Source organism: Endozoicomonas gorgoniicola (genome assembly GCF_025562715.2).
In the GTDB taxonomy this organism is placed as follows: Bacteria; Pseudomonadota; Gammaproteobacteria; order Pseudomonadales; family Endozoicomonadaceae; genus Endozoicomonas_A; species Endozoicomonas_A gorgoniicola.
In genome coordinates this window covers 5,170,001-5,196,785 of record NZ_JAPFCC010000001.1, presented here as the reverse complement: position 1 = coordinate 5,196,785, position 26,785 = coordinate 5,170,001, and the positions used below count along the sequence as shown (strand labels likewise).

Genomic DNA, 26,785 nt, shown 5'->3' with positions numbered 1-26,785 from the left:
CTTCAGGCGGTATTTAATCCTACAGTTGCATAAACGCTGATAGCTGGCGGTGCTTATGACATTCCATAGAACCTGAATTCGTATCATAAGTACTTCACCCTATGACCACCGATAAAAAATCCATTATCTTTGAAACCCATACATCATTAATACAGGTTGTCTCGGGCTGAAAAGCCTGAACAAAGCAAACTATGTCCAAGATCAATCAAGACAGACTTGTCCAGCACTTCGTTGACCTGGTGAAAATCAACAGCGAGTCCGGTAACGAAAAGGCCATTGCTGAAGTTCTGGCTGAACAACTGGCTGAAATGGGTTTCCGTGTTGAAAAGCTGCCGGTGACGGCTGAGGTTTCCAATGGCTTCAACCTTTACGCCAACCTGCCAGGTGATCTGGAAGGCAGTATTCTGCTGAGCAGCCACATGGACACCGTGACTCCGGGTAACGATATTGAACCTGTTATTGAAAACGGCATTATCCGTTCTGCAGGCAACACCATTCTGGGTGGTGACGACAAATCCGGTATCGCCGCCATTATGGAAGCCGTTCGTTCCATTAAGGAACAGGGTTTGAAGCACAAAACCATCGAACTCGCCTTTACGGTTCATGAAGAAGGCGGTCTGCACGGTTCCAAGCAGTTTGATATGTCTCACGTAGAGTCCAAAAACTGTATCGTTCTGGATTCAGGTGGCCCAATCGGCACCATTATTACCGTTGCGCCGGGTCAGCAAAATATCAAAGTAAACATCACTGGTCGTCCAGCTCATGCGGGTCTGGCTCCGGAAGAAGGCATCAATGCCCTGACCGTTGCTGCCGATGCGATTTCTAACATGAAGCTGTCGCGCATCGACGAAGAAACCACCGCCAACATTGGTGTAGTAAAAGGTGGTCAGGCCACCAACATTGTTATGCCGGATCTGTTCATCAACGCAGAAGCCCGTTCAACCAACGACGACAAGCTGGCTGCCCAGGTTGAGCACATGATAAAAACTTTTGAAGCCGCTGCCGAAAAGCATGGTGCGAAAATCGAAATTATTTCTACCCGCGCCTACAACGCTTTCCAGATGGACGACAACGACCCGCTGGTTGAAGAAGTAAAGGCCGCCTTTGCAGAAGCTGGCGTTGCAGGCAAGACCATGCCAACGGGCGGTGGCAGTGACGCTAACATTTTCAGCGAGAAAGGCATCAGGACGGTTAACCTTTCAACCGGTATGGCTAAAGTGCATACAACGGAAGAGTACATTGCCATTGACGATATGGCCGGTATCACGAAGTTCATGCACACCTATCTGACCCGCTGACCGGAAGATCGATTAAAGCCGGAGCTGTTCACCTGCTTCGGCTTTTTTAATGTTTATCTGACCCCGCCAGCACTCCAACCACAATAAAGTACTGCGCCATATAATAGGTGGCCATAATCACAATACCTGACCAGGTAAACGGCATAATAAACTTATTGACTGCAATAAACAGGTCAGACAAGGCAAACAGAAGCGCCCCGGCAAACAGACGATTCACCGGACAGTCACAAATAGCAGCCCCCATCAACATAGCGCCAATAGCCAGAATATACGCCATAACCGGAGCCTGCATGTCACCGGTGTATGGCACAACTAACAGGCCCGCTACCGACATAAACACAAACGCAAAGATCACCAGCCCAACCCGACCGGGGCCTGATGTACGATGCGTCCAGAACAACCCGGCATACACCAGCTGAGCCATCAGAAAACTGCCCAGCCCAGCCAGAAACAAATCACTGCTGTGACGACTACCATGACTGAACGACAGCAGGATATCCCCTCCTGCTGAAAACAACAGAGCAACCACCATGGCACTGCGCCAGACACCGGCTAACCGCCAGGACACCAGAAGCATCAACAAAATAACAGGCAGAGCCTTAATGCCCGCCCCCATAAAACCGGACAATTGCTCCATAAATGCAATATAAAGCGCAGAAAGAAGAAAATAGACTACGGTGAAAGTATGTTTCATAACCGGATAACTCGTTTGTGTCTTTATTATCAGGGTTGTAAAGAGTTACCCGGTTACTGTACCACTGACATCAGCCGGCGATATAGAGGCTCTTTTTCTGCCTGCGGAGCCTGATAACATGGATCATATAAGCAATGCCAGCAAACGCTGTGATGAGGGCTGGAATCATCAGACTGTTATAAAGCAGATGAGTAAACAGTAAAGCTCCGAAGGCTCCACCGGTTGTAAATCCGGTCAGCAGCAGACAATAAAGAAGCAATCGTCGTTTATCCATGGGGGAGCCCCGCATCCACCGCCCAAGCTTGGCACCAATATCAGTCAGTATGCCGGTCATATGTGTGGTTCTCAGTACTGCGCCACTGAAGGTGCTGACCATAGCGTTCTGCAGCCCACAGGCCAGCGATGCCACCAGCTGCCCGCCGAAAGAGCTGTGTTGATACAGCCATAACGAATTCAACAGCAGGAAGGATTCAAACAGCAGGATAAAGCCATAACCCCGTCCCAGTCGCAACGTTTCGCCTCTGATAATCAAACCACTGAGAAAAGCCCCCATAAAAAAGGTCAGCACCACCGCCAGCAAACGCCCGACACTCAGCCAGTCGCCCCGGGCCATTCCTACAGAAACCAGTGTTATGGAGCCCGTTACGTGGGTAACCGCCTGATTGGTAAAGCTGAGATAGGCAATCCCATTGACCATCCCCGCCGAGAAAGTCAACAAAACGCCACCGAACCACACCCAGGCAGGAAGTCGGTTAATCATTTTCATTTATTCCGGAAAAACAACAGGCAGGAAGGCTAACACAGGGGGCTTTCTGGTCTATGGACGATAATGCTCATTCTCGTGCGAATGCACTCAAAGGGTTTTGTTGGCTACTGCTTCAACAAGCGCACACTCTGAGTAAACAGCTATCCTCAGAGTAGAAGCTTTTCAAGGATGACTATGAATGAAAACTCTATTTCTTAGTGCTGCCGGACTGGCGTTTTTAGCGGCTTTTACGACTGGAATCAAGTCAACAGAGCCAGCAGCGTATCCCGACAAAGGGGCAGACCACCCGGTCAGTGCAGACGCTAAGCCCGATTACGAAGTTCACTCCATTGAAGAGGTGCTTGCCAACCCAACGGATCAGGAGTTGGTGAAAATTTCGGGCGAAATCATCAAAAAAATAAAGTGCAGCACCTACCTCTTTCGCGGTAAAAGTGGCGATATCCATATCAAAATTGACACCCATGCCGTTCCCGAGCTGGGCATTCCTTTCAAAGAAGCAACGGTAATTAAAGGCACCGTCAACCATGACGGTGAGAAAAAGCCCACCGTCGAAGCCGACCATATTCACTATGTCTTTTAAGTCAGAACTTCGGGCTACGGGCTACGGGCTACGGGCTACGGGCTACGACTAATAAAAAGTGCCAGAAAGTTAACTGACCTCCGGCATAGCCGGAGGCTTATCAGATTACGCCCTCTAAGGGCTTTTATTGCGCCCAAGGGCGCTTACCAGTCAAGATCATACTGATCTCTATTTCCATCATTCTTTTCTTGATCTCGGATATATGCCCGAACCACTTCTTCATCAAGTCCTACTGTTGAGACAAAGTAACCTCTTGCCCAAAAATGCTCTCCGTTAAAGTTACGCTGCTTGCCTTTGAAATTTTTCGCAATCTCTATTGCACACTTTCCTTTCAGATATCCAACGACATGAGATACCGGATATTTGGGTGGAATACTGATGCACATGTGAACATGATCAGACATCAAATGCCCTTCGAGAATTTTGCAGCCTTTCCTTCTGGCAAGCTCATGAAATATTTCTCCGAGAAACTTTCTCAAATTCCCATAGATTACCTTTCGTCTTCTCTTTGGGATAAAGACAATATGGTACTTACAATCCCAACGCGTATGAGCCAAACTCTTGTAGTCTCTCATTGGTTTTACCTTCAATTTTCTTGGTCGGAAACTGAAGGTTAGCTACTGTCGCTACGGTTAAACCTATGAGAGTCTCCCCGGCATAGCCGGGGGTTTATCAGTGTTAATTAATGCAATCCCCGCAACGCATCCGGATTCCAGAAAGACTGCCAGTCCGTTGACGTATCACCAATCACCAGAAAATCCGAATTCACCAGATTGTCTTTGAAGTTATAAGCAAAACGCTCACCAACAGGACTCAGCAACACCCCGCCAGCACCTTCCACAACACCCTGAACGGCAGCAGTATCCCACTCTGACGTTGGCCCGATACGAGGGTAAATATCCGCTTCACCTTCAGCCACCAAACAGCTTTTCAAGGCACTGCCTACCTTTCTGGGGGTAAGGTTTGGGTAGATGTCCCTGAGCTGTTCAATAAACGCAGCAGCACCTGTTGTGCCATAGGTTCGGCTACCCAGAACCACCACATTGTCGCTGTCTAACGACCGGGGCTTAATGCTTTCAACCGGTTCATTGCCAACCTGCTTAAATGCACCTGACTGCTTGCCCCCCCAGTAAGTGGTTTGGGTGACTGGTACATACACGACACCAAACAGCGGATAGCTGCAACCATTGTCTGCTTTTTCCATCAGGGCAATGTTGACCGTGAACTGTCCATTACCATTAATGAATTCCTGTGTACCATCCAGAGGGTCCACCAGCCAGTAACGACTCCAGGTCTGGCGTACAGACAGGTCTGCATGGGTGGATTCTTCAGAAAGAATGGGATAGCCCACCTCCAGACGCAGCAGATGTTTTTCAATCACTTCGTTGGCCCGGAAATCCGCTTGAGTGACAGGAGTTGCATCGGCTTTTTGCTGAATGCCCAGCTCCTGCTTTTCATACACTTCGAGAATGACGTCTCCCGCCTTGCGGGCGATTTCTCTTACAGCCTTGATCAAGTCGTTCATTATCACTCCAGATTGAAGGTTGAGTACTTTTGTTCAGAGCAGTCCGTCCTGCAGTTTATCCCGCACCAGATACAAAGCCGCCAGCGTCCGGGCTTCTGAAAAGTCCGGGCGGTCATTCAACGCCTGCAAACGATCAAATGACCATTCGACTACCTCCATGGGTTCAGGCTCATCCCCTTCCAGCCGCTCCGGATACAGGTCTCGTGCCAGAACAACATGGATATGGTTCTTCATATAATTGGGCGATACCGTAAAGTCGGTAATGTAATCCCACTGCCTGGCACCATAGCCTGCCTCTTCTTTTAACTCCCGGTCTGCCCCTTCAAACAGTGTCTCATCCAGCTCTACCAGACCTTTAGGCAGACTGAGCTGATAATCCCCTGTGCCCGCCGCAAACTCTTTAACCAGCAGGAAACGGTTATCATCCAGCATCGGCACCACCATAACGGCTTTATGACCACTGCCAGACCCTGCCAGTCGCTCATAGGTACGTTGCTCACCGTTAGAGAACTCCAGTTCCAGAGCCTCAACCCGGAATAAACGGGTACGGGCAATTTCGGTACAGGACTTAATCCTGGTTTTTTTCTTGTCTGTTGGCGTATCGTCTGTGGACATTTGTTGTCATCGTTCCCAGTCTCAAACTGAGGCGTTATTATAAGACAATGATCGCCCTTCCTCGCTATCGCAATGTTGCTATTGCAATTTGGCCATCACAAAAGAGTCTTTCCAAATGATGAACTGGAATGCTATCAATACCGTTCTGCTGGATATGGACGGCACCTTACTGGATCTGCACTTCGACAATTATTTCTGGCAGGAATACGTACCACAGAAATACGCAGAAAGGCACAGCATCACGATCAGGCAGTCGAAGAATGAACTGGAACCCCGCTTTGCCCAGCAGGAAGGCAGGTTGCAGTGGTACTGCCTGGATTTCTGGGAAAAGGAACTGAACCTGAACATCGTAGCCTTGAAAAATGAGATCAACCACCTCATATCTTTTCGTCCACATGCCCGGGAATTTCTTCACAGCCTGAAAGAACGCGGAAAACAGGTGATTATGATCACCAACGCTCATCCAAACAGCCTGTCGATTAAACTTGAACGACTGTCGATGGCGCACTATTTTGACCGTTTAATCAGCTCTCACGACTATGGCTACCCGAAAGAATCCCAGGCATTCTGGCAGAATCTGGAAGTCGATATCAGTCTTGATAAGGAGAAGGCTTTGTTTATCGACGACAGTGTACGAATCCTGGATTCCGCCAGAACCTATGGAATTCGTCATCTGCTGGCCGTACGTTATCCTGACAGCAAAAAAGGGGCATGGGATACACAGGGCTATGAGGCAGTCGAAGACTTCAGAGAGTTAATTACCCCTGCAACCATCACCCCTGAAAAGATAGTATGAGTCAATCCAACAGCAAGCTTAATAACAAGCCTGACAGTAAAATTCGCCTGGACAAATGGCTGTGGGCAGCACGTTTCTACAAAACCCGCAACATTGCCAAGGAAGCCATTGATGGCGGCAAGGTACACCTGAACGGTAGCCGCTGCAAACCCGGCAAAGAGCCAAAAGTGGGTGACGAACTGCGCCTGCGGGTAGGCTGGGACGAAAAAACCGTGATCGTACGGGCGCTGAGCGACAAGCGCCAGAAGGCAGAAATCGCTCAGCAGCTTTACGAAGAAACGGCTAACAGTATTGCCCATCGTGAAGCCAGTGCCGAACAGCGCAAAGCCCTGCGTGGCGCTACACCAAGACCTGAGCGGCGTCCGGACAAAAAGCAGCGCCGCGACATTATGAAACAGAAAGCCGACTTTGGGTTTGACGACTGAGCTTTCTTTCTGCTCCTGACTTTCTGCTCCTGACTTTCTGCTCCTGAACAGTTCACAGGGTTTGAACTGTTCAGTGTTCAAACATCACGGGAGGTATATGACGCCCTCATGGATTTCATGGGAAATTTTGTTGAGCTTTTCTCCCGGACAAGGACCGGCAATGCATTCACCACTGTGAATCAGAAACAACGCGCCATGGGTAGAGCATTGAATCAGCCTCTGCTCCGAATCCAGAAACTGATCTTCATGCCACTCAAGGTTAATGCCAAGATGGGGACAACTGTTTTCATAAACGTAGACGTCATCATCTTGCCGAACCACAAAAACATGCCCTTTCTCATTGTGGAAACCTTTGCTGCCAGGATTTGCCAGCTCATCAACAGCACAGAGTTTGATCATGATTCAGTCCGGTGTTTATTTTGTTTCAGCCATTTTATGCGGTTTTGACGGGCTTGTAATGCTCCGGTCAACCCTTTAAAGATTCGAATAATTCGTTTTTGATTCCTTTCGACTATCCGTCTAGAGTGAAGAGCTGACGGAGGATTTATCATGGACAACCTTTACGATACTGACTTTTACCGCTGGAAAGAACAGCAAAAACAACACCTGATTCACAAACGGTTTGACCAGCTCGACCTTGAGCGTGTTATTGAGGAGTTCGACGATATGGGCAGTGAGCTTGATGCCTTGCAATCACGCCTGACGACCTTGTTACTGCACCTGCTCAAATACAGCTATCAGATAAATGTTATTAACCCGGTATTGCCAGAACCTTATAACTGCCGCAACTGGAAAGGAACCATTCGGGAACAACGTAAACAGCTCCATCGCCTTATGAAAAGCCGCCCTCACCTGAAACACAAGGTTCCGGAAGTTTTCGAAGACAGCTATCAGGATGGCAAAGAGCTGGCCATCGAAGCCATGAACGATTACGTTCAGCCCCACCAGCGGTTGAACAACGCCAGTTTTCCGGAGAATTGTCCGTGGGACTTTGAGACCATTATGAAAAGCGGCTGGTTGCCGGAAGGTTAAATAATGAAAGAGTAACCATCAGAACTCATAACGGGCTTTAGCGGAAAAACTGTGAGACTGGTAAGTCTTTTTCCAGTTAAAGTTATAACCGGTGTGGAGCGTCCAGCGGTTGTTCATCTGTAATCCAAGCCCAAGCCCCATATGCAGGCGTACCTTGTCCCGGTCCGGTCCTGTGACCATAAAGGATTCGCCTCCGGCAAGGTAAGTGGACTTAACAATTGTGCCATCGGTACCAAAGTCGTAATACCCCATGAAAGTCAGCTCAGGTTTTATCACGCCATTGCGGTACCAGTATTCGCCATTGAACTTCATACCGCCCCCCAGCTCCCAGGTATTGTAATCTTTGCTCTGGATTTTCTGCTCAAAACCACTGTCGCCTTTTTCTTCGTATTCCTGAACCCGGACCAGACCATAGTTAAATTCAGTCTGAGGAGAAAGCGTCCAGTTGCCTACCCGCCAGTTAGTACCGCCAATGACTCTGCCTCCCCACTGATCAACCTCAAAATCCGCTTTTACACGGTAACCATCAATGGTTTTCGTCATATCATTTGCTGAACGGCCCATGGACAGCATGGTGTCAAGAAAATAGCCGCGACCATTCCAGCTGTTGTACCAGGTAGCCAGATAACTATAACTTTTATTGGTGCTGCCCTCATTGCCATCGACCGTACTCCTAACCATTGAAAGTGCCAGACCCGTTCTGATGGCAGAGTCAAGTTCGCCATCGACTCCAAGGGTTATGCCCCATGCCTGGTTTTTAAAGCCCGGCTCACCATCAACGTCATCCTGTTTGCCACTGTTGTACAACATCTGTCCCCAGGCCGCACCATCGGTAAACTGGTCACCATAGCTAATACCACGACGTAAGCCGTGTACGCGGTTGAAGACGATATTATGAGCGGTATTGGCAACCGTCTGAGATGATTTCTGCACCTCACCGGCAACCCTCGGCTGAACCTGTCCGGCCAGCTTCTTAGCGTCATAATTCGTTGCGTTCAGTTTCGCAAACAGCTTGCTGCCCCTGGTTGCATCGGTATAGGCTCCGGCATTAATAACATCCACCGCCTTACTAAACACTTCTGATGCCCTGGAGTTGGCACCGGATTTCATCACTAACTGTTTGACGCCGTTTGCATCTCTGGACTTCAGTTGTACCTGCAACTTCCCGGCAGAATAGTTCTCCGTGGCTTCAACCAGGTAGCTGCCAGAATCCACCGTCACACGCCCGGCCACTGAACCCTCCATACTGCCCGGTTCAACTACCGTCAGTGTCACACCTTTTTTAACCAGATCATATTCGGTGAGTGACGCTGGCTTGAACTGGATATTACTGCCCTGCTCCATTGCGCTTAACCGGCCTGTTACTGTCATCAGTGCATTGCTGTTCAGTTCGTAAACCGGATTTTGATTGCTATCTGTCACCGGTTGACTTTGATCATTCAGCTGTTGCTGCTTTACAAGCTCAATGGTTGTCTGGGCAGGCAGGGTAAAGTTGCCCGACATGGCGATTCCACTGGTGATCGTACTGACCACCAGATGATCAACATCCTGAATCGTATCACCTTCAAAACTGCCACCCCGGAACGCTACCCAGTCATTTTTATGCTGATCACTGGCTAAAATCGTACCCGTGGTTTTGGAATTATTTCCCACCTGCTCAAACATCAGGGGCTTGTCAGAACTGGAAAAGTCGAGGGATGTATCGTTAGCACTGGCAGCGGTTATGAAACCATCTTTCAGATAAACCTTGCCTGTCAGGTCTCCCCGAACGGTAATGACGCTGCTACCTGATGATGCCTTGATCGTCCCGCCATCTACAACAATGCCCCCCAGCTGAGCGCCGTTGTCCACATAAACCGCACTTTTACTGTTTCCAGTAGCCGTCATCGTTCCTGTTACTGCGATAAAGTCGGCCTTTGACTGGTCATTAAGGAAAACTGCATGTTCCTGTGAGGCATTATGGGTGCCACTGATAAAAACGCCCCCTTTGATCGTGCCCTGACTATTTAAGCTACCTGTGTAAGTACCACTGACCAGCAACGCAGCCCCACCGGGCTCTCCTCCCCCTTTACCTGACAGGACGCCGGACGAGGCGATCTTTATCTGACCGGTAGCAGAACCAGCAATATTAATAGCTTGTCCGTTAGACGAACTCAGGGTGCCTGCAATATCAAAGACGGTATCGGACTCGGAATTCAAGACTGTATTAGGTGGCAACGTACCACCTATTTGTGCATTCTCAGACACATAAACAGCAGCACTGCCATCACCTGATGACTTAAGGCTACTGCCGGAATCAACAGCGATAAAATCCATATAAGAGTGATCGTCCAGAAATACGGCATGGTCATTCATCGTCTCAACAACACCAGCAATAGCACCATTGCCCTGAACCTTGTAACCACCCTGCAAACCTGCCCAGTTGTTATTGTCCTTGCCCCGGCTTCGATAGGCCATGCCGGTCTGAGGGGTTGAACGGCCAGCAATGACAACGCCATCCTGAATAATCCCTTCGTTATCCAGCGCCCCTAACAGGGTGCCAATTTTGCTTACATAAATAGAAGGAGAAGAGTTATTACCAATATTATCAATGCCTGCACCCTGCTCAATGCGAATACCACCGGACTTTGCTTTGATGGTAACCACTGCCTGGTCATTCGAGGTCGATACACTCAGCTTTGCATTAATGGTAATGACACCATAATCATGAACAGCCTGCTCGTAAGGAATATTCTGAGTAAGAGTTACAGCGATAACAGGCTGAGTAGCAGTCAGAAATAGAGCGGCGCTAAGTACTGTGCGAACAAGTCCTTTTGTTCGAACAATGATTTCCGTAGACATTCCCACGTCCCTGTGTCCCTTGCGTGACCGGTTAAGGATAGAGGCATTTAGCCTTTATCCGGCATCTGCTGTTTAATCGGTCTGCGCAACAGAAACCTTAGGGGATGCTCTCAAAGCGTTTTTCACAGGAAATAAAGCACACTGCCAATCACTACCCCGCTGACCAGCAAGTGCATAATGCAGAACCCCATTATGTCCCTTGCCTGTAGTCCGGCAACGGCTAATGCAGGCAACGCCCAGAAGGGCTGAATCATATTGGTCCAGGCATCCCCCCAGGCGATTGCCATGGCGGCTTTAGCGGGTTCTACCCCCAGTTCCAGTGCCGCAGGAATCATAATGGGTGCCTGCACCGCCCACTGTCCGCCACCGGAAGGAATAAACAGGTTTAACAGGCCAGCACTGAGAAACGTCAGCAGGGCAAAGGAGTCCACAGAAGAAATGTTCACAAAGAAGTGGGTGATCGCAGCCCCAAGACCGGAGGACATCATCATCCCCATAATGCCTGCATACAAAGGAAACTGAATGATAATGCCACCAGCCCCTTTGACACTCTGGCTGACCGCGTCCAGAAAGCGCCCCACATGACCATGCAACAGCAGACCAAGCATCAGAAACAGGAAGTTCACACTGTTCAGGCTCAGAGTTGCCCCCGGCCCGGTGAAATAAATCAACAGGTAAGCCAGCCCCATGAACGCCGGTAACAGCACCAGCAGGCGACTGTGTTCGAGCTGGCGGGCTGGCGTATCGACAGGCTCAAACTCTTTTATGGGTGCATCCTTCAGCAATTCGGGATCGACAGTGACGATATGATCCAGATGCGCCATCATCCAGCGATTCAGCAGTGGCATGACCACCAGCAGAATCCCAAGAATCACCAGATTAAAGAGAGCGAACAATGTCTCAGAGGTCGGCACCACGCCCATGACATTCGCCATAAAATGACTTTCAGTGGCAATGGTGAGAGGCACTGAACCTGACAAACCACCATGCCAGATCAGGAACCCACTGTAAGCGCTGGCAATCAGCAACCGGTAATCAATATCAGGTCGATGTCTGGCAACATGGCGGGCAAACAGCGCCCCGGTTATTAACCCGAACCCCCAGTTAATCCAGCAGGCAACAAATGACAGAAGCGTTACCAGAATAATGCCCTGCCCCGGCGTTTTAGCCAGCCCGGACAGGGTTCGTAATAACCCGTGAACAGGAGGGGCAATAGCCAGAACATAACCTGTCACCAGAATCAGCACCATCTGCATGGTAAATGGAATCAGTTTCCAGAAAGAGTCTCCCCAGTACCGCACCATCTCCACAGAGGAGGTGTCGGTGGTCATTACTCCAAGACCATAAGTCACCAGCGTCAGCAGCAAAGCCAGAACAAAGGGGTCTGGCAGATACCGTCGCATCAGATGATCAAAAAATACGGTTAACCGCTTCACAGCGTGCCTCATATTGTTATTGCTTCATTGTGGTTATCGCTTCATTGTGGTTATCGCTTCATTCTGGTTATCGTTTCATTCAGCGTTGCGCTGCTTATAAACGACCGGATTCAACATCCCGGAAGAAGTCCACTAACGCACGACGATAATTCTCCGGGTCATCCCACATACAACAGTGGCTGCCGTTATCACAGATCACCACCCGGCTGTGAGGAATAACAGACGCCATCTGCTTCTGGTCGTCCGGAGACATGGTGTCGTAGCGACCTGCCAGCACCAGTGTAGCCGTTCGGATTTCAGCCAGCTCATTCCAGCGGTCCCACCCCAGCAGATTGCCAGTGAATACGAATTCATTATTGCCCTGCATGGCGTTGTAAACTTTATAATTCAAATGTTCGAACGCCCGATCCAGTGCATCGGGCCACTCTGGCAGGCGGCAGATGTGTCGGCGGTAAAGGTGTTCATCCAGAAGGTCCTGGTATTCTTCATTATCAAGGTCACCTCTGTCTTCAAACCCTTTCAGCCGCTCAATGACCGGGGCAGGTAAATGCTCCCTGAGATGGTTAATATGCGTGACATAAGACTGAATACTGCCAGTAATGCCGTTCAGCACCAGTCCTTTCAAATGAACCTGGTATTTCAGGGCATACTCAATCGCAAATAACCCGCCACAGGAATGACCGAACAGGTAGAAGTCATCCAGATCCAGAGCTTTGCGAACCTGTTCGATTTCGTCAACAAAGCGATCCAGTTGCCAGAGCGAGTCATCATCAGGCTGGTCAGAACACCAGGAACCGAGCTGATCATAAAAAATAACCTCAATGCCTGCCGGAACCAGATACTCCTCCAGACACTCCAGATATTCGTGAGTACACCCGGGACCACCATGTAGTGTCAGAACTTTAACAGCACCACTGCCGACCCTGAGCGTCCACACCCTGTAGCCATTATCCAGTTCAATCCATTGCACGCCAGGCGCGCGGTGCTTGTTTTGCCTGGTTTTGAAAAGAGCGGTCATGGAAAATCGCTACCCCATGGAAGGTTTTCAGTACGGCTTCAGTTTAGGTGCTTTTTGGGTATCTTCACGTCAAACGGCAGTCCCTGACGAAGAACAATCTGACTGAAATAGATATTAATCGCCTGAGACGTGGTGATGCCCAGCTCTTTCAGAACGGTCTCAGCTTCTTCTTTCAGGGTTTCATCAATGCGGGCGCGTACGGTGGTTTCTTTAGCCATCATTCATTCTCGTTTATGGGAAAATTGCCATGAAAGCATAAAAAAACCTGACACATCTTGCGACATATCAGGCTTGAAGAAGAAAGAACGGCTTAGGGGAGGATGGCTATCAATTAACCAAAGGTTGGCAGCATTCCCATCGTATTCGCCATCTCCAGAACCAGCACGACCAGACCGAAGCCCAATACCACTGCGATTCTTGGCTTGCCACCGGATACCTGGTACTTATCCTGCTCAGAGCGACCTTTAATCGCCATCAGTACCGGAGAAATCGTACAGAAGATCATTGCACCAATACCTGCAAAACCGATGGCAGTAATAAAGCCATTTGGCAGCATCACCGCCAGAACCGTTGGAGGAACAAAGGTGACTGCCGCCGTTTTCAGTCGTCCCGGCAAATCATTACTAAAACCAAAGAAATCAGCAATGTAATCAAACAGCCCCATGGATACACCCAGGAAAGAGGTGGCCACTGCCAGGTGTGAGAACAGCTGCAACATCTTGGAAGTACTCATGTTCAGCCCGGTTTGTTCCAGTGCCCGGACCAGGTCACCAATGTTACCGCCAGAAGCAATAATCGCCGGGAACTGTTCACGGGACAGGTTGCCCAGGATCACCAGCTGCCATATCAGGTAAAAGGCCAGAGCCAGCACAGAGCCGATCAGAATAGTAGATTTGAGGCGGCTACTGTCATGCTTCAAATAACCGGTCAGGGTGGGAACACAGGTCTGGAAGCCAAAGCTGACCGCAATAAAGGGAAGCATGCCCAGCGCAAACGGGCTGCTTTCAGACAGTGGCAGGCCGTTGAACAGGTTGCCGGTACTGACATTATCCAGCAGTCCACCGCTGAAACCCAGGAAGGTAATCACCATGGCTCCCAGCATAACGGTTGTCACTTTATCCACCGCCATGGGCCCGAACACCACGACAGAACCCAGGATAACAGCAAACAAAATACCGGCCAGCTCTGTACCTATATTGATGTCTGCCACTGATTGCAGTGTGTGGGCAATGATTGAACTGCCACCCGAAATGTAGGCATAAGTCAGGATGTAGCAGACAAAGCCCACCGACAGCCCATTGATCAGACGTCCGAAATTGCCCAGCGTTGCCTGAGCCATGGTGTCAAAGCTGGCACCTTCCCGGTGGCGAAGATTGGCTTCCAGCAAATACAGCCCGGCGCTATACATGCAGTACCAGCCGATTAGAAGCATGACCAGAGACCAGCCAAACCATGCGCCGCTGGTGATCACTGGCAGGGAAAACATACCTGCGCCGACACTGGTTCCGGCAACGATCAGCGCCCCTCCGAGCACAGACCCACCAGGCTTCTGACTCCGGGTGTCTGCACCCGTCAGTACTGCTTCACTCATTCGCTTATTCCAATCTGCTTGATAAGGAATTGTTTATCCGCTTCTTTCAGCGACTTAAGATTGTTCGACCCTCTGGTAATCGTGGCAATGCTGACCCCCAGCCCGGCAGCGACTTCTCGCTGGGACTGTTTGCCATCTAACAGGGCCTTCAAAATCGATAGACGGGTAGCAATAGAGTCCCGCTCTTCAGGCGCCAGCAAGATCATTAACAGCTTTCCCAGGTCCCCGGCATGACTCTGCTTATGCAACAGTTCTGTAAGCTGACTCCACTGCTTGTTGGGCATTGCTTGAATCCAAAAAAATCGTACTGCCGTAATAGTACACCAGTACAGTCTTTATTCTGATCGTGTTTTGTACTTAAACCGTCATGAGCGACTCTATCCGTACGCCCTTATCGATTAGTGATAAACTTGGAGGAATTTTATATTCTCTAATACTCACTTCCCCGGAGGATTCAGCTTAATGGGCTCACGCCATCAAACCCATTCAGTTAAGGTTGGACCTGTCACCATAGGCGGTGATGCCCCTGTGGTTGTTCAGTCCATGACCGATACGGACACTGCCGATGTTGAAAAGACCGTGGCCCAGATCAAGCTGCTGGCAGACGCTGGCTCGGAAATTGTCCGGGTAACGGTCAACACCGAAGAAGCAGCCGCCGCAGTGCCTGAAATCTACCGTCAGCTACGTGCCGATGGTTACCATGTACCAATTGTCGGTGACTTCCATTACAACGGTCATTTGCTGCTGACCAAATACGACGAAACCGCCCGGCTGCTGGACAAGTACCGCATCAACCCCGGAAACGTCGGCTTTGGTAATAAGAAAGACGACCGTTTCAATGCCATGATTGATGTCGCCATTAAATACGACAAGCCTGTGCGTATTGGTGTGAACTGGGGCAGCCTGGATAAAGAGCTGTCGACCCGTTTAATGGATGAAAACGCCAGATCGGATAACCCGAAACCGTCCCAGGAAATTCTGCACGAAGCACTGGTTCTGTCTGCCATCACCAGTGCCAATGCGGCGGTTGAGCATGGCCTTGGGAAGGACAAAATTGTTATCTCCTGCAAGGTTTCCCGTGTACAGGATCTGATCTGTGTTTACCAGATGCTCGCTGACCGCTGCCAGTACGCCCTGCACCTGGGACTGACGGAAGCGGGTATGGGCAGTAAGGGTATCGTCGCATCCAGTATCGCCATGGGCATTCTGTTGCAGCAGGGTATTGGTAATACCATCCGCACTTCACTGACCCCCGAACCCAATGGCAGTCGTGATCGTGAAGTCATTGTTTCCCAACAAATTCTTCAGGCACTGGAAGTTCGCAGTTTTGCACCAGAAGTAACCGCCTGCCCCGGCTGTGGTCGAACCACCAGCACCTTTTTCCGGGTACTGACCGATGAAGTGGATGTTTTCCTACGCACCAAAATGGTGACCTGGAGGCATCAGCTGGTCGGCGTTGAAGATATGAAAGTCGCCGTAATGGGCTGTGTTGTGAATGGCCCCGGCGAAAGCAAGCATGCCAATATTGGCATCAGTTTGCCAGGAACCGGAGAAGCGCCTTCAGCGCCCGTGTTTGTAGACGGTAAAAAAGTGAAAACGCTTAAAGGCGAAAACATTGCTGACGAATACAAGCAGATGATCGAAGACTATGTTCACAAGAATTATCCGCCCCGAAGTGACCTGATCGCTTCCAGTTAATCCGCGCTCAGATCCAGGAAATCTATCCCGGAAAAGCACAGCCTGTGCTTTTCCGGCTGCTTTTACCGTTTGGGATCCATTAACTGCTTAACTCTATAATGCCTGCTTCAGCGGCGTACCGAAGCTGTGTCGGGTGAAGGGAGAAGCCCTGAACGAACTTGAGGCGTTTGCTCTGTGATTCTTAAAATTGAAGATTTATAAATAACACTGTGCCACTTACCAAATAAATGATTTTGTTAGCTGATGTGAATAACGCACCTGATATTTCAGTCCAGTTACCGATATTAAGTGATCGGCCAGAAATATAATATTTACTGCGTTCAAGGTTGTACGTTTTGCTTAATTGAATATGATCGTTAATAAATTGCTTTTGCCATGACAAAGACATAAAAATAAGTCTGTTTGTATTATCGGGATAAAAGCGATTGGCACTAAGAACACCTAGTACATTGGTTTCATTTTTAAAATCATAAAACAGAGGCGAACCAGAATCACCTCCTTGTGCCACTCCTGCGTAGCTGGTTCTAAGCTCCTTGTTAATGCAATGTTTATCCCAGCTCAAATCTATTAGCTTTAATAGTGTTCCTCCACCATAGCCTGCAACCATAGGGTTTTGGATATTCGAAAGATAGCCCGGACAGATTGAATTAAAGTCAGCGTTAGGTGTTCTGATAGTGTGCACTGGGGATTCCAGCTCAATTATAGCTATGTCTGTAGCTGAATCAGGATCAAAATAATCAGGGTGAATAATGTATCTGATTGCCCTTTTTATAAACCGATTTTTTGTGTTAACAAATTCTATTTTTAAATTTTTAGTTTCTTCTTCTGGTAAAAGACAATGGGCAGAAGTCAGAACATGTCTGTCTGATATGAGCATTGCTGTACACCACCTACCAAACTGATTATTAATCTGAACAACCCATTGTAAAGTACCTGCCGGAACTTTGGTAAAAGGTTGAACAAAACGTTCCGGTCTGTATTTTGACTGAGCAAGATTAGAAATTAATATTAAAAAATAAGGAAGAAATTTATAAATGTATTTTCTATTCATTGCATTACCCTGATTTCTCCTGAATTCAGGTCTTTTATTAAACAAAAGGTCGGAAGCTGGAGATATCACAAGCCTGCCGTCGCCTGATACAAACTACACGATGTCTCAGCTCGAACCTGACCAGGCGGATCGAATTCTGTTTTATACCGACAACCATACCCCTTGCACCCAGTCTGAGCAGCGGCAGAAAGACCTGCGGAACTTTGCCGTCATGCTTAACTATGAGCCCGATGAGCTGCCTGAAGCCTACCAGCAGGATCTTCAGGGGCAATTTCTTCCTGCCATTCCTGAAACGACTTATTAGCTTTAGCTGTCAGGCTGCAACGTTAATCTATATTGGGTTTCCTGTGGTAAAAAAGGTGTCTTACTGCCATTTACCCAATCCATGTAGCCCAGCTTGTAAAAAGGTGATAACGGATGCCCGCTCTGGCCTCCGGGCATGTGGAAAATGCCATCAGCCTCACGCCCTGGCGCAACAACTATCCGCTCAGAGACACCTGAAGAGGGCTTTTGTGCCTTGGGAGTCCAGGTGTCTCCACTTAACGGTACCGCAGGCATATTCAGCCACTGACCAATAACTGGCAGGGCAGAACTGAGAGGATGGTTAATTTTAGCCGTATTGCGTTGTCCCCAGCTTGCCCGAGCCAGCCCGGACTCCCCGCCAAGGGTTTCAATGACGTCATCAATGGATTCCAGCAACAGTTCATCCCAGCTTTCATACTGAGGGCTGAGCCAGTGCATCGGGCGCTCATCCAGCAACCGCCAGATCATTTCCTCTTCATGGTTTAACCTCTGCAACCAGCTGTCATCAATATCCGGGGAAGTGCTTTCTGACAGGGACAACTCTGACTGGGACAGAAAGTAGCGCCCCAGCGATTGCAGTACTTTAAGCGTTACATTGTCGTTAAACTCCCGGGCCAGGCGATAACCAACATCATCAACCGCTGCTTTACCAGACCATTCTGACAAATAGCGATAAAACGACTCTCGTCCGCTATGACCCACCCTTGCAGATTCTGTTAAAGCCTTCAGGGCTAACTGTCGCCAGTCGTTCATATAAATGCCCCGATGATCCAGGGCAACCGCCAACATGGCGTCTTCATCAGCCTGTTCAAGATTCATCAGGGCATTTCGTATCTGCAACTGTCTTGGCCCAGGCGCATAGCCACCATTACCCAGCTTTTTATAACTGTCACCGGAAGCCACCCGGGCATTAGCAGTCCATATCCGGTGTGACTCAGGGTTGATCACGGTCGGGTATTCATCGGCTGTCAGCCAACGCGACCACTGTAAGTCTGCCTGATCCCACGGGAGGGGGTACGTTGAGTCCAGTTCAATTCTTGATGGTATTCGGCCTGCGATTGTCCAGCCGATGCTGCCGTGACGATCTCCCACTGTAAAATTCTGTGGAGGGATACCGCTGGTATTGGCAATAGTCATCGCCTGCCTGGTCGTCGTAGCCGTTTCCAGCTCAATTAGATTGAGATTTGTTGCGTTTGGCTTATGTGCCGTCCAGCGTAAAGCGTACTGCTTATCCCCCGAAATCGATTCAACAACCGGCCCCCACCGAGTGGCCTGATAGTCAACGACGACAGGCTCCTGACCTTTGACAAGAATTGTTTCAGACCATTGATACAAAGACTCAAAACCTTCATTCGTCTGATAAACATTGTCTTCTGCATCCAGAGTCACCAGATCGACCCAGTCGCCATAACTGTTGGTAAAACTCCAGGCCACGTAACCATTGCTGCCAACAACAATAATCGGAGTTCCCGGCAGGGTAACACCGGTTATTCGAACATCAGGATGACTGTTATCCGGGTGAGGGAATCGAAACTGCGCCCGGTACCAGACATTGGGAACCCTGTGGTTCAGATGCATATCATTCTCGACAATAGCGCCACCATGGCGGGTCAATGCACCGGATACCGCCCAGTTGTTGCTGCCAATGGCAGCCTCTTCAACCAATGTTCCCGTCAGGTTTTTATAGGTACTCAGCGGCTTGTCACGAAGGTTCACCTGCCCTGAATCTGGCAAGGCTGGTACGGGAAGGCTGTCTGCAACCAGAGGAGAATCCCAGCGTGTTGGCAAAGGTGACAGAAATTCAACAACCTCTCTGGGAACGACCTGTTCCAGATACCCTTTAGTCTTGTCTAACCCTGCATCGCCGTCGTTTAAGTCCAGATACATGCTGAACACTGTCAGAAAGGTATCTTCATTGGCCCAGGGTTGTGGCTCAACATTTAATAACCAGTATTCAAAGGGTTTAGAATCCAGATCCACCAGACCAGCATTTACACCTTTTGTGTAAGCGTTAAGAATTTGCAGATGCTTGTCGGGCAGCAATGTTTCTGCCTGCTGAGCAACCAGCCTGAATCGATGCTTCCGTTGTCGTTTATCGTGTTCAAGTGCAACTGAACCCACCAGCTCCGACAATTCACCGGCAGAATTTCGTCGCCCGAGATCCATCTGAAAAAAGCGTTCCTGAGCATGAAGATAACCTGTGGAAAAAGCGACATCTGTCCGGTTATTGCCAATTATCGAGGGAACACCGTAGCTGTCACGTTCAATAGTGACAGGGAAATCAATCCCCTGTACCTGAACATTGCCGTTCAGTGTCGGAAGACTGCCCCGCAGTGTATTAGTTATCCACAAAAAAGGAATCAGCAATAAAGAAAAGGTGAGCAAAAAAAATCGCATAAGCCACCTTTGTTTCAGCGACTTTGCTTTGAGTGACAGCTGCATTATAGAACCTGTTTATTATTCTTTTTATCTGAGTAAACGTAGCACGACTGAAAGAGGGAAGTAAGGCGGTTCTGTTTTTACCGCCTGACTTCAAATCTGATTAGAAGATCATCTTGCTGAGCTATCGCCTTTTTTTGCGGGAAGTTTTTTTTGCGTCTTTCCGGTCTTCTTCCTCTGCTTTCTGCGCCATCAGAACTTCTATCTCATGCTCAATAATATCGGGCGTTTCCAGGCTCAGACGACCAAGGCCACCACTGCGGAATTCATTCAGAAGAATTTCAGAGACTTTGTGAGTGTCAGCAATACCACCACGACGCATACAGTTACGTCGCTGTGCAATCACATCCATCAGCTCAATCTCATTGTCTGGCAGGTCGTGAATCTGAAAGCGTTGCTTCAGAGCTTCCGGATAAGCTTTCAAAAAGTATTCAGCCGCAAAGTAGGCAATATCTTCATACTCAATCACTGCATCCTTAATGGCACCGGAAATCGCCAGACGATAGCCACAGGCTTCCGGCTCCAGCTTGGGCCACAGAAAGCCCGGCGTATCCAGCAGAATCATGCCATTTGGTAACTTAATGCGTTGCTGCTGCCTGGTCACCGCTGGCACATTGCCGGTTTTGGCAATAATCCGGTTCGCCAGAGTGTTGATCATGGTGGACTTACCTACGTTGGGAATCCCCAGAATCATGGCTCGCAACGGCTTCAACTCCAGATTACGGTTCACCATACTCTCTGCCAGAGGCAAAAGGCCGCGCACTTTATCTGGCTGGTTATTGGTGGTGGCAATAGCCTTTACACCTTTTTCCTTCTCCATGTGCTGCTGCCACTGCTGGGTCACCACCGGGTCAGCCAGGTCGCTTTTGTTGAGTACCTTGATATAAGGCGTATCTCCACGCAGGGATGGCACCAGTGGGTTTCCACTGCTGAAAGGAAGCCGGGCATCCAGAACTTCGATGATAAGATCAACTTCCGGAATAACCTTTTTGATCTCCTTTCGAGCCTTGTGCATATGCCCGGGAAACCAGTTAATCGCCATAATAAAACCCTTAATCTCGTGAAGGCGGTATTTTAATGGTTCGCTCCCAGAGTTCCAGTTTAATAGCCCAAAGATCGATCAATGGGTTCGGGTATGACACCCAGTTCAAACTGTTCAATGTAAGAAGCTATCTGCTCCATCGCCTTTTCCCTCGGGGTTGGCGCTGAAATATGGGGCGTAATAATCACCTGCTCGTACTGCCACAGTGGGTGGTTCTCATCCAGCGGCTCTTTTTCAAACACATCAAGGACAGCACCACGAAGGTGTTTTTTATCCAGAAGATTCTGAACCGCATCAAGATCAACCACTGAACCGCGTCCGCCATTGATTAGCACAGAGTCTTCGGGCAGCAGAGCCAGCGAATGTTCATTGAGTAGCCGGTAAGTAGCTTCCGTCGCTGGCAGTAAAGAAACCAGCACTCTGGACTGTTTCAACAAATCATTCAGACCATCCTTGCCGGTAAACGTTCTGACCCCTTCGAACTGTTTATGACTGCGGCTCCAACCATTAACCGGGAAGCCCATACTGGCAATATGTTCGGCAACTGCCGTACCAATGGTACCCAGTCCTAATACACCCACTGACCACTGGGATTTGTCAGCAACCTTATAACCCCTCCAGACGTTTTTTGACTGCTGCTGACGATACACATCGAAGTTTCTGTAAAAGTGCATTAACCCATAAGCAACATATTCTGACATCAGCTTTTCCATGCCAGCACCACGCAACTTATAGATGGGAAGCCCTTCTGGCAGACCTTCCATATTAACCAGATGGTCAACACCCGCCCCCTGATTAAAGACAGCTTTCAGGGCCGTTTGTTCTGTAAAAAATTCAATGGGTGGTTGCCAGATGACACCGTAATCAGCCAGCCACCCTGACCCTTGATTTTCATGCCATTGTCGAACGTCGGCTTCAGGAAAAGCCTGTTTGACCGCTGCTTCCCATTTATCCCCGGCCTCCCTGTTATAAACGACTATTTTCACTATCCGGTCTCCATTAATAGTATTCATTGTGCTTTATGCAAACTAAGGCTCATTGATGGATGAAAGTATCCGTAACGACCCGACACATGAGAAACTCAATTTTTAAAGACAAAAAAAGAGCGCGAAGTCTGCTCTTCACGCTCTTCTGTTTTACAGATCAGGAGTTTGGAGTATGAATTGCACTTCCTGCAGCGGTGTTTGCGCTGACTTCTGAAGCGGCGGCAGCCAGTTCTCCATTCTTATTAAAGAGTCCTTCCAGCATAAGAGTAATTGCCCCGTCACCGGTAACATTACAGGCTGTACCAAAACTATCCTGCAGGGCAAAAATAGCCAGCAACAAGGCGACACCCGCTGGGTCAAAACCCAGAACCCCTACAACAATACCCATTGACGCCATCACAGTACCGCCGGGAACGCCCGGAGCACCGATAGCAAAAATGCCAAATAACAGTATAAAGGTGAGCATTGTGCCAAAGCCCGGTACTGCACCATATAACATCAGAGAAATAACCATGGCGAAGAATGTTTCGGTCAGAACTGAGCCGCACAGATGAATGGTTGTCCCCAGAGGCACCATGAAGTCAACGGTATCTTTGGTCAGAACCTTCGATTTACGGGCGCAACTTAAAGCAACCGGCAGAGTGGCTGCGCTGGACATAGTGCCAACCGCCGTTAAGTAAGCAGGGCCATAATGCTTTAACACTTCCAGAGGGTTTTTGCCTGAAATAGCACCTGCAATGCTATACAACACTGCCAGCCAGACAGCATGACCAATAAGAACCAGCACCACTACCTTTAAGAAAACCGGCAGCTGTTGTGTCAGTGTTCCCTGATACGCCAGACCCGCGAAGGTGGTTGCAATAAAAAACGGCAATACTGGAATCACCATCTTTTTCACAACCATCATCATGATGCCTTCAAACTCATTCAGCGCTCTTTCAAAAGACTCAGCTTTTGTTCCCAGAACGGTTATGCCCAGCAAAATAGCAGTCACCAAAGCGGTCATAACAGACATTAAAGGTGGAATGTTCAGCTGAAACCCAGCTTCCGGAAGTGTACGCAGCCCCTCAACAAACATAGGTACAGAAAGGTGTGGAATAATCAACAGCCCTGCTGCATAAGCCATACTCGCTGCGCCAACCGCCGACAGATAGGCAATACTGATACCTGCGCCCAGCATTTTATTAGCATTATGTCGCAGCCGTGTAATGGCCGGAGCAATAAAGCCAATAATAACCAGTGGTATGGTGAAAAATATAAATTGCCCGAGAAGATGTTTGAATGAGCCGATCACACTCATAACTGATTCATTAGCGAACAGTCCGATTACAATACCAGCTGCGATACCAATCAAAAGCTTATTAATAAGCCCCCACTCTTTTTTTTCACCACTTTTACTCATAAATCCCCCTTGAGAAAAAAATCAAACCACTGACGTTTATATGGGCATCAGTGCGTACAATGGCTTGAAATTTGCGATGCGGGAATAATATGTTTTGTGATTTAAAATTAAGTTGATATTTGTCAACGCAGGGGAGGGCTTTAGAAATAAGTTAACATCTTTATTTTTTTCAGCACACAGCAAAAACCCCAACCGATTTCTCGATTGGGGTTTTCTAAATGAGTGCCTGGCGATGACCTACTCTCACATGGGGAAGCCCCACACTACCATCGGCGATGTGTCGTTTCACTTCCGAGTTCGGGATGGGATCGGGTGGTTCCAACACTCTATGGTCACCAGGCAAATTCTTTTTTGAGTTGCAGTTTTTCCGCTTTCCGCTTTCCGCTTTCCGCTTTCCGCTTTCCGCTTTCCGCTTTCCGCTTTCCGCTTTCCGCTTTCCGCTGCCAGTTTAGGCTACTGCAAACTCTGGAATCCTGTTCTTAATAAGCTGTATTTCTTGCTTCACACTCTCGTGTATGGCGACCTCCATGGATGGAGGAAGTGCTGAAAATCGTCTGGAACGATTTCAGTACAAATCGCTTTGGCGTTATATGGTCAAGCCTCTCGAGTCATTAGTACGGGTTAGCTCAACGCCTCACAACGCTTACACACCCCGCCTATCAACGTCGTAGTCTTCAACGTCTCTTATGTGGCCTCAAGGGCCAAGGGAAGTCTCATCTTGAAGGGGGCTTCCCGCTTAGATGCTTTCAGCGGTTATCCCGTCCGAACTTAGCTACCGGGCAATGCGTCTGGCGACACAACCCGAACACCAGTGGTTCGTCCACTCCGGTCCTCTCGTACTAGGAGCAGCTCTCCTCAAACTTCCAACGTCCACGGCAGATAGGGACCGAACTGTCTCACGACGTTCTAAACCCAGCTCGCGTACCACTTTAAATGGCGAACAGCCATACCCTTGGGACCGGCTTCAGCCCCAGGATGTGATGAGCCGACATCGAGGTGCCAAACACCGCCGTCGATGTGAACTCTTGGGCGGTATCAGCCTGTTATCCCCGGAGTACCTTTTATCCGTTGAGCGATGGCCCTTCCATTCAGAACCACCGGATCACTAAGACCTACTTTCGTACCTGCTCGACCTGTACGTCTCGCAGTCAAGCTGGCTTGTGCCTTTACACTAACCGCACGATGTCCGACCGTGCTTAGCCAACCTTCGTGCTCCTCCGTTACTCTTTGGGAGGAGACCGCCCCAGTCAAACTACCCACCACACAATGTCCCCGGTCCCGGTAAGGGACCTGGGTTAGAACCTCAATATTGCCAGGGTGGTATTTCAAGGTTGGCTCCATGCAGACTGGCGTCCACACTTCAAAGCCTCCCACCTATCCTACACAAGCAACATCAAGATCCACTGTGAAGCTGTAGTAAAGGTTCACGGGGTCTTTCCGTCTAGCCGCGGATACACTGCATCTTAACAGCGATTTCAATTTCACTGAGTCTTGGGTGGAGACAGCGTGGCCATCGTTACGCCATTCGTGCAGGTCGGAACTTACCCGACAAGGAATTTCGCTACCTTAGGACCGTTATAGTTACGGCCGCCGTTTACCGGGGCTTCGATCAACCGCTTCTTCCGAAGAATAACAGCATCAATTAACCTTCCGGCACCGGGCAGGCGTCACACCGTATACGTCCACTTACGTGTTAGCACAGTGCTGTGTTTTTAATAAACAGTCGCAGCCACCTGGTATCTTCGACCAGTCCCAGCTTAGAGAGTAAATCTCATCACCAGAACCGGCGCACCTTCTCCCGAAGTTACGGTGCCATTTTGCCTAGTTCCTTCACCCAAGTTCTCTCAAGCGCCTTGGTATTCTCTACCTGACCACCTGTGTCGGTTTGGGGTACGGTCCCCCTTGACCTGACGCTTAGAAGTTTTTCCTGGAAGCATGGCATCAACCACTTCCCGGCCGTAGCCGGTTCGTCATCAGTTCTCGGCATAAGTGGACCCGGATTTGCCTGGGCCCACAGCCTACGACCTTAAACAGGGACAACCATCGCCCTGCCGGCCTAGCCTTCTCCGTCACTCCATCGCAGTCAAGGGGGGTACAGGAATATTAACCTGTTTCCCATCGATTACGTCTTTCGACCTCACCTTAGGGGCCGACTCACCCTGCGCCGATTAGCGTTGCGCAGGAACCCTTGGTCTTCCGGCGAGGGAGGATCTCACTCCCTTTATCGTTACTCATGTCAGCATTCGCACTTGTGATACGTCCAGCATGCCTCCCGGCACACCTTCAACCGCTTACACAACGCTCCTCTACCGCTCGACAACTCTTTATAAAAAGAGCATCGAACCCGTAGCTTCGGTGAATAGTTTGAGCCCCGTTACATCTTCCGCGCGAGCCGACTCGACCAGTGAGCTATTACGCTTTCTTTAAAGGGTGGCTGCTTCTAAGCCAACCTCCTGGCTGTCTGGGCCTTCTCACATCGTTTCCCACTTAACTATTACTTTGGGACCTTAGCTGACGGTCTGGGTTGTTTCCCTTTCCACGACGGACGTTAGCACCCGCCGTGTGTCTCCCTTGATTGCACTCATCGGTATTCGGAGTTTGCATGGGGTTGGTAAGTCGGGATGACCCCCTAGCCCAAACAGTGCTCTACCCCCGATGGTGAGACAAGAGGCGCTACCTAAATAGCTTTCGAGGAGAACCAGCTATCTCCGGGCTTGATTAGCCTTTCACTCCTATCCACAAGTCATCCCCTGGCTTTTCAACGACAGTGGGTTCGGTCCTCCAACCAGTGTTACCTGGTCTTCAACCTGCTCATGGATAGATCGCCCGGTTTCGGGTCTACACCTTGCGACTGTTCGCCCTATTAAGACTCGGTTTCCCTACGGCTACCCTATTCGGTTAACCTTGCCACAAAATGTAAGTCGCTGACCCATTATACAAAAGGTACGCAGTCACATGCCTGAGCATGCTCCCACTGCTTGTACGTACACGGTTTCAGGTTCTGTTTCACTCCCCTCAACGGGGTTCTTTTCGCCTTTCCCTCACGGTACTGGTTCACTATCGGTCAGTCAGGAGTATTTAGCCTTGGAGGATGGTCCCCCCATGTTCAGACAGCATTTCACGTGTGCCGTCCTACTCGATTTCACAATAAAGGAGTTTTCGCATACGGGGCTATCACCCACTATGGCCACACTTTCCAGTGTGTTCCGCTAACTCCAGGATTGCTTAAGGGCTGGTCCCCGTTCGC

Annotated in this window: 24 protein-coding genes and 2 rRNA genes (1 of these 26 only partly in view); 7 read left to right on the top strand and 19 right to left on the bottom strand. The window is 49.3% G+C overall.

Annotated features, from left to right (window positions below; genetic code table 11):
• Window positions 1-191 precede the first annotated feature (191 nt).
• Window positions 192-1,298 (top strand): M20/M25/M40 family metallo-hydrolase, encoded by a 1,107-nt coding sequence (locus NX722_RS23270; RefSeq protein WP_262565246.1) that lies wholly within the window; start codon window positions 192-194, stop codon window positions 1,296-1,298.
• A 46-nt stretch (window positions 1,299-1,344) separates the two neighbouring features.
• Here NX722_RS23270 and NX722_RS23265 read toward each other — a convergent pair whose 3' ends face one another.
• Both NX722_RS23265 and NX722_RS23260 read right to left on the bottom strand, forming a co-directional pair.
• The gene (locus tag NX722_RS23265) at window positions 1,345-1,992 is read right to left on the bottom strand and encodes a lysoplasmalogenase (protein ID WP_262565245.1); all 648 of its coding nucleotides are present in this window, start codon (window positions 1,990-1,992) and stop codon (window positions 1,345-1,347) included.
• A gap of 70 nt (window positions 1,993-2,062) precedes the next feature.
• Window positions 2,063-2,752, bottom strand: coding sequence for a YoaK family protein (locus NX722_RS23260; protein ID WP_262565244.1), 690 nt, complete (start codon window positions 2,750-2,752; stop codon window positions 2,063-2,065).
• Between the two features lie 184 nt (window positions 2,753-2,936).
• On the opposite strand from NX722_RS23260, the gene NX722_RS23255 reads away from it, so the two are divergent.
• Window positions 2,937-3,338, top strand: coding sequence for a NirD/YgiW/YdeI family stress tolerance protein (locus tag NX722_RS23255; RefSeq protein ID WP_262565243.1), 402 nt, complete (start codon window positions 2,937-2,939; stop codon window positions 3,336-3,338).
• 143 nt (window positions 3,339-3,481) lie between these two features.
• Here NX722_RS23255 and tnpA read toward each other — a convergent pair whose 3' ends face one another.
• The 3 genes from tnpA to nudE form a co-directional block, all read right to left on the bottom strand.
• Entirely contained in the window at window positions 3,482-3,913 is a 432-nt protein-coding gene (gene tnpA, locus NX722_RS23250) for an IS200/IS605 family transposase (RefSeq protein ID WP_262563698.1), read from the bottom strand.
• A gap of 107 nt (window positions 3,914-4,020) precedes the next feature.
• Window positions 4,021-4,863 carry a 3'(2'),5'-bisphosphate nucleotidase CysQ gene (gene cysQ / locus NX722_RS23245; protein ID WP_262565242.1) on the bottom strand — a complete coding sequence of 281 codons (843 nt, stop codon included), beginning with the start codon at window positions 4,861-4,863 and terminating at the stop codon, window positions 4,021-4,023.
• Window positions 4,864-4,896: 33 nt separating this feature from the next.
• The gene (gene nudE, locus NX722_RS23240) at window positions 4,897-5,478 is read right to left on the bottom strand and encodes an ADP compounds hydrolase NudE (protein ID WP_262565241.1); all 582 of its coding nucleotides are present in this window, start codon (window positions 5,476-5,478) and stop codon (window positions 4,897-4,899) included.
• 115 nt (window positions 5,479-5,593) lie between these two features.
• Here nudE and yrfG point away from each other — a divergent pair, with 115 nt between their 5' ends.
• A complete protein-coding gene (gene yrfG / locus NX722_RS23235) occupies window positions 5,594-6,274 on the top strand; it encodes a GMP/IMP nucleotidase (RefSeq protein ID WP_262565240.1) in 681 nt (226 codons plus the stop codon).
• Window positions 6,271-6,699: a ribosome-associated heat shock protein Hsp15 gene (gene hslR, locus NX722_RS23230; protein ID WP_262565239.1), complete on the top strand. Its 429-nt coding sequence runs from the start codon at window positions 6,271-6,273 to the stop codon at window positions 6,697-6,699. Before yrfG ends, hslR begins: the two co-directional genes overlap by 4 nt.
• 84 nt (window positions 6,700-6,783) lie before the next feature.
• On the opposite strand, the gene NX722_RS23225 is transcribed toward hslR, so the two are convergent.
• Window positions 6,784-7,098: a Rieske (2Fe-2S) protein gene (locus tag NX722_RS23225; RefSeq protein ID WP_262565238.1), complete on the bottom strand. Its 315-nt coding sequence runs from the start codon at window positions 7,096-7,098 to the stop codon at window positions 6,784-6,786.
• 150 nt (window positions 7,099-7,248) lie between these two features.
• Here NX722_RS23225 and NX722_RS23220 point away from each other — a divergent pair, with 150 nt between their 5' ends.
• Window positions 7,249-7,731 carry a DUF29 domain-containing protein gene (locus NX722_RS23220; protein ID WP_262565237.1) on the top strand — a complete coding sequence of 161 codons (483 nt, stop codon included), beginning with the start codon at window positions 7,249-7,251 and terminating at the stop codon, window positions 7,729-7,731.
• Between the two features lie 18 nt (window positions 7,732-7,749).
• Here NX722_RS23220 and NX722_RS23215 read toward each other — a convergent pair whose 3' ends face one another.
• From NX722_RS23215 to trpR, 6 genes are all read right to left on the bottom strand, one after another.
• Window positions 7,750-10,572: an autotransporter family protein gene (locus tag NX722_RS23215; RefSeq protein ID WP_262565236.1), complete on the bottom strand. Its 2,823-nt coding sequence runs from the start codon at window positions 10,570-10,572 to the stop codon at window positions 7,750-7,752.
• 122 nt (window positions 10,573-10,694) lie between these two features.
• The gene (locus NX722_RS23210) at window positions 10,695-12,020 is read right to left on the bottom strand and encodes a short-chain fatty acid transporter (RefSeq protein ID WP_262565235.1); all 1,326 of its coding nucleotides are present in this window, start codon (window positions 12,018-12,020) and stop codon (window positions 10,695-10,697) included.
• Between the two features lie 82 nt (window positions 12,021-12,102).
• Window positions 12,103-13,026, bottom strand: coding sequence for a proline iminopeptidase-family hydrolase (locus tag NX722_RS23205; RefSeq protein WP_262565234.1), 924 nt, complete (start codon window positions 13,024-13,026; stop codon window positions 12,103-12,105).
• A gap of 38 nt (window positions 13,027-13,064) precedes the next feature.
• Window positions 13,065-13,244, bottom strand: coding sequence for a type II toxin-antitoxin system RelB/DinJ family antitoxin (locus NX722_RS23200; protein WP_265442381.1), 180 nt, complete (start codon window positions 13,242-13,244; stop codon window positions 13,065-13,067).
• Between the two features lie 113 nt (window positions 13,245-13,357).
• A complete protein-coding gene (locus tag NX722_RS23195; protein ID WP_262565232.1) occupies window positions 13,358-14,617 on the bottom strand; it encodes an aromatic amino acid transport family protein in 1,260 nt (419 codons plus the stop codon).
• Entirely contained in the window at window positions 14,614-14,901 is a 288-nt protein-coding gene (trpR, locus tag NX722_RS23190; protein ID WP_262565231.1) for a trp operon repressor, read from the bottom strand. Before trpR ends, NX722_RS23195 begins: the two co-directional genes overlap by 4 nt.
• A gap of 178 nt (window positions 14,902-15,079) precedes the next feature.
• On the opposite strand from trpR, the gene ispG reads away from it, so the two are divergent.
• On the top strand, window positions 15,080-16,315 hold the full coding sequence (gene ispG / locus NX722_RS23185; protein ID WP_262565230.1) for a flavodoxin-dependent (E)-4-hydroxy-3-methylbut-2-enyl-diphosphate synthase: 1,236 nt from the start codon (window positions 15,080-15,082) through the stop codon (window positions 16,313-16,315).
• A gap of 181 nt (window positions 16,316-16,496) precedes the next feature.
• On the opposite strand, the gene NX722_RS23180 is transcribed toward ispG, so the two are convergent.
• Window positions 16,497-17,366 carry a trypsin-like serine peptidase gene (locus tag NX722_RS23180; RefSeq protein WP_262565229.1) on the bottom strand — a complete coding sequence of 290 codons (870 nt, stop codon included), beginning with the start codon at window positions 17,364-17,366 and terminating at the stop codon, window positions 16,497-16,499.
• Between the two features lie 100 nt (window positions 17,367-17,466).
• On the opposite strand from NX722_RS23180, the gene NX722_RS23175 reads away from it, so the two are divergent.
• The gene (locus NX722_RS23175) at window positions 17,467-17,670 is read left to right on the top strand and encodes a hypothetical protein (protein ID WP_262565228.1); all 204 of its coding nucleotides are present in this window, start codon (window positions 17,467-17,469) and stop codon (window positions 17,668-17,670) included.
• A 2-nt stretch (window positions 17,671-17,672) separates the two neighbouring features.
• On the opposite strand, the gene NX722_RS23170 is transcribed toward NX722_RS23175, so the two are convergent.
• From NX722_RS23170 to NX722_RS23145, 6 genes are all read right to left on the bottom strand, one after another.
• The gene (locus tag NX722_RS23170; RefSeq protein WP_262565227.1) at window positions 17,673-20,066 is read right to left on the bottom strand and encodes a penicillin acylase family protein; all 2,394 of its coding nucleotides are present in this window, start codon (window positions 20,064-20,066) and stop codon (window positions 17,673-17,675) included.
• Window positions 20,067-20,232: 166 nt separating this feature from the next.
• Window positions 20,233-21,150, bottom strand: coding sequence for a ribosome biogenesis GTPase YlqF (gene ylqF / locus NX722_RS23165; protein ID WP_262565226.1), 918 nt, complete (start codon window positions 21,148-21,150; stop codon window positions 20,233-20,235).
• Between the two features lie 59 nt (window positions 21,151-21,209).
• Window positions 21,210-22,163, bottom strand: coding sequence for a 2-hydroxyacid dehydrogenase (locus NX722_RS23160; RefSeq protein ID WP_262565225.1), 954 nt, complete (start codon window positions 22,161-22,163; stop codon window positions 21,210-21,212).
• Window positions 22,164-22,293: 130 nt separating this feature from the next.
• Window positions 22,294-23,538 (bottom strand): dicarboxylate/amino acid:cation symporter, encoded by a 1,245-nt coding sequence (locus NX722_RS23155; RefSeq protein ID WP_262565224.1) that lies wholly within the window; start codon window positions 23,536-23,538, stop codon window positions 22,294-22,296.
• 224 nt (window positions 23,539-23,762) lie between these two features.
• Window positions 23,763-23,878 (bottom strand): 5S ribosomal RNA (gene rrf / locus NX722_RS23150).
• Between the two features lie 250 nt (window positions 23,879-24,128).
• A 23S ribosomal RNA gene (locus tag NX722_RS23145) occupies window positions 24,129-26,785 on the bottom strand (it continues 251 nt past the right edge of the window).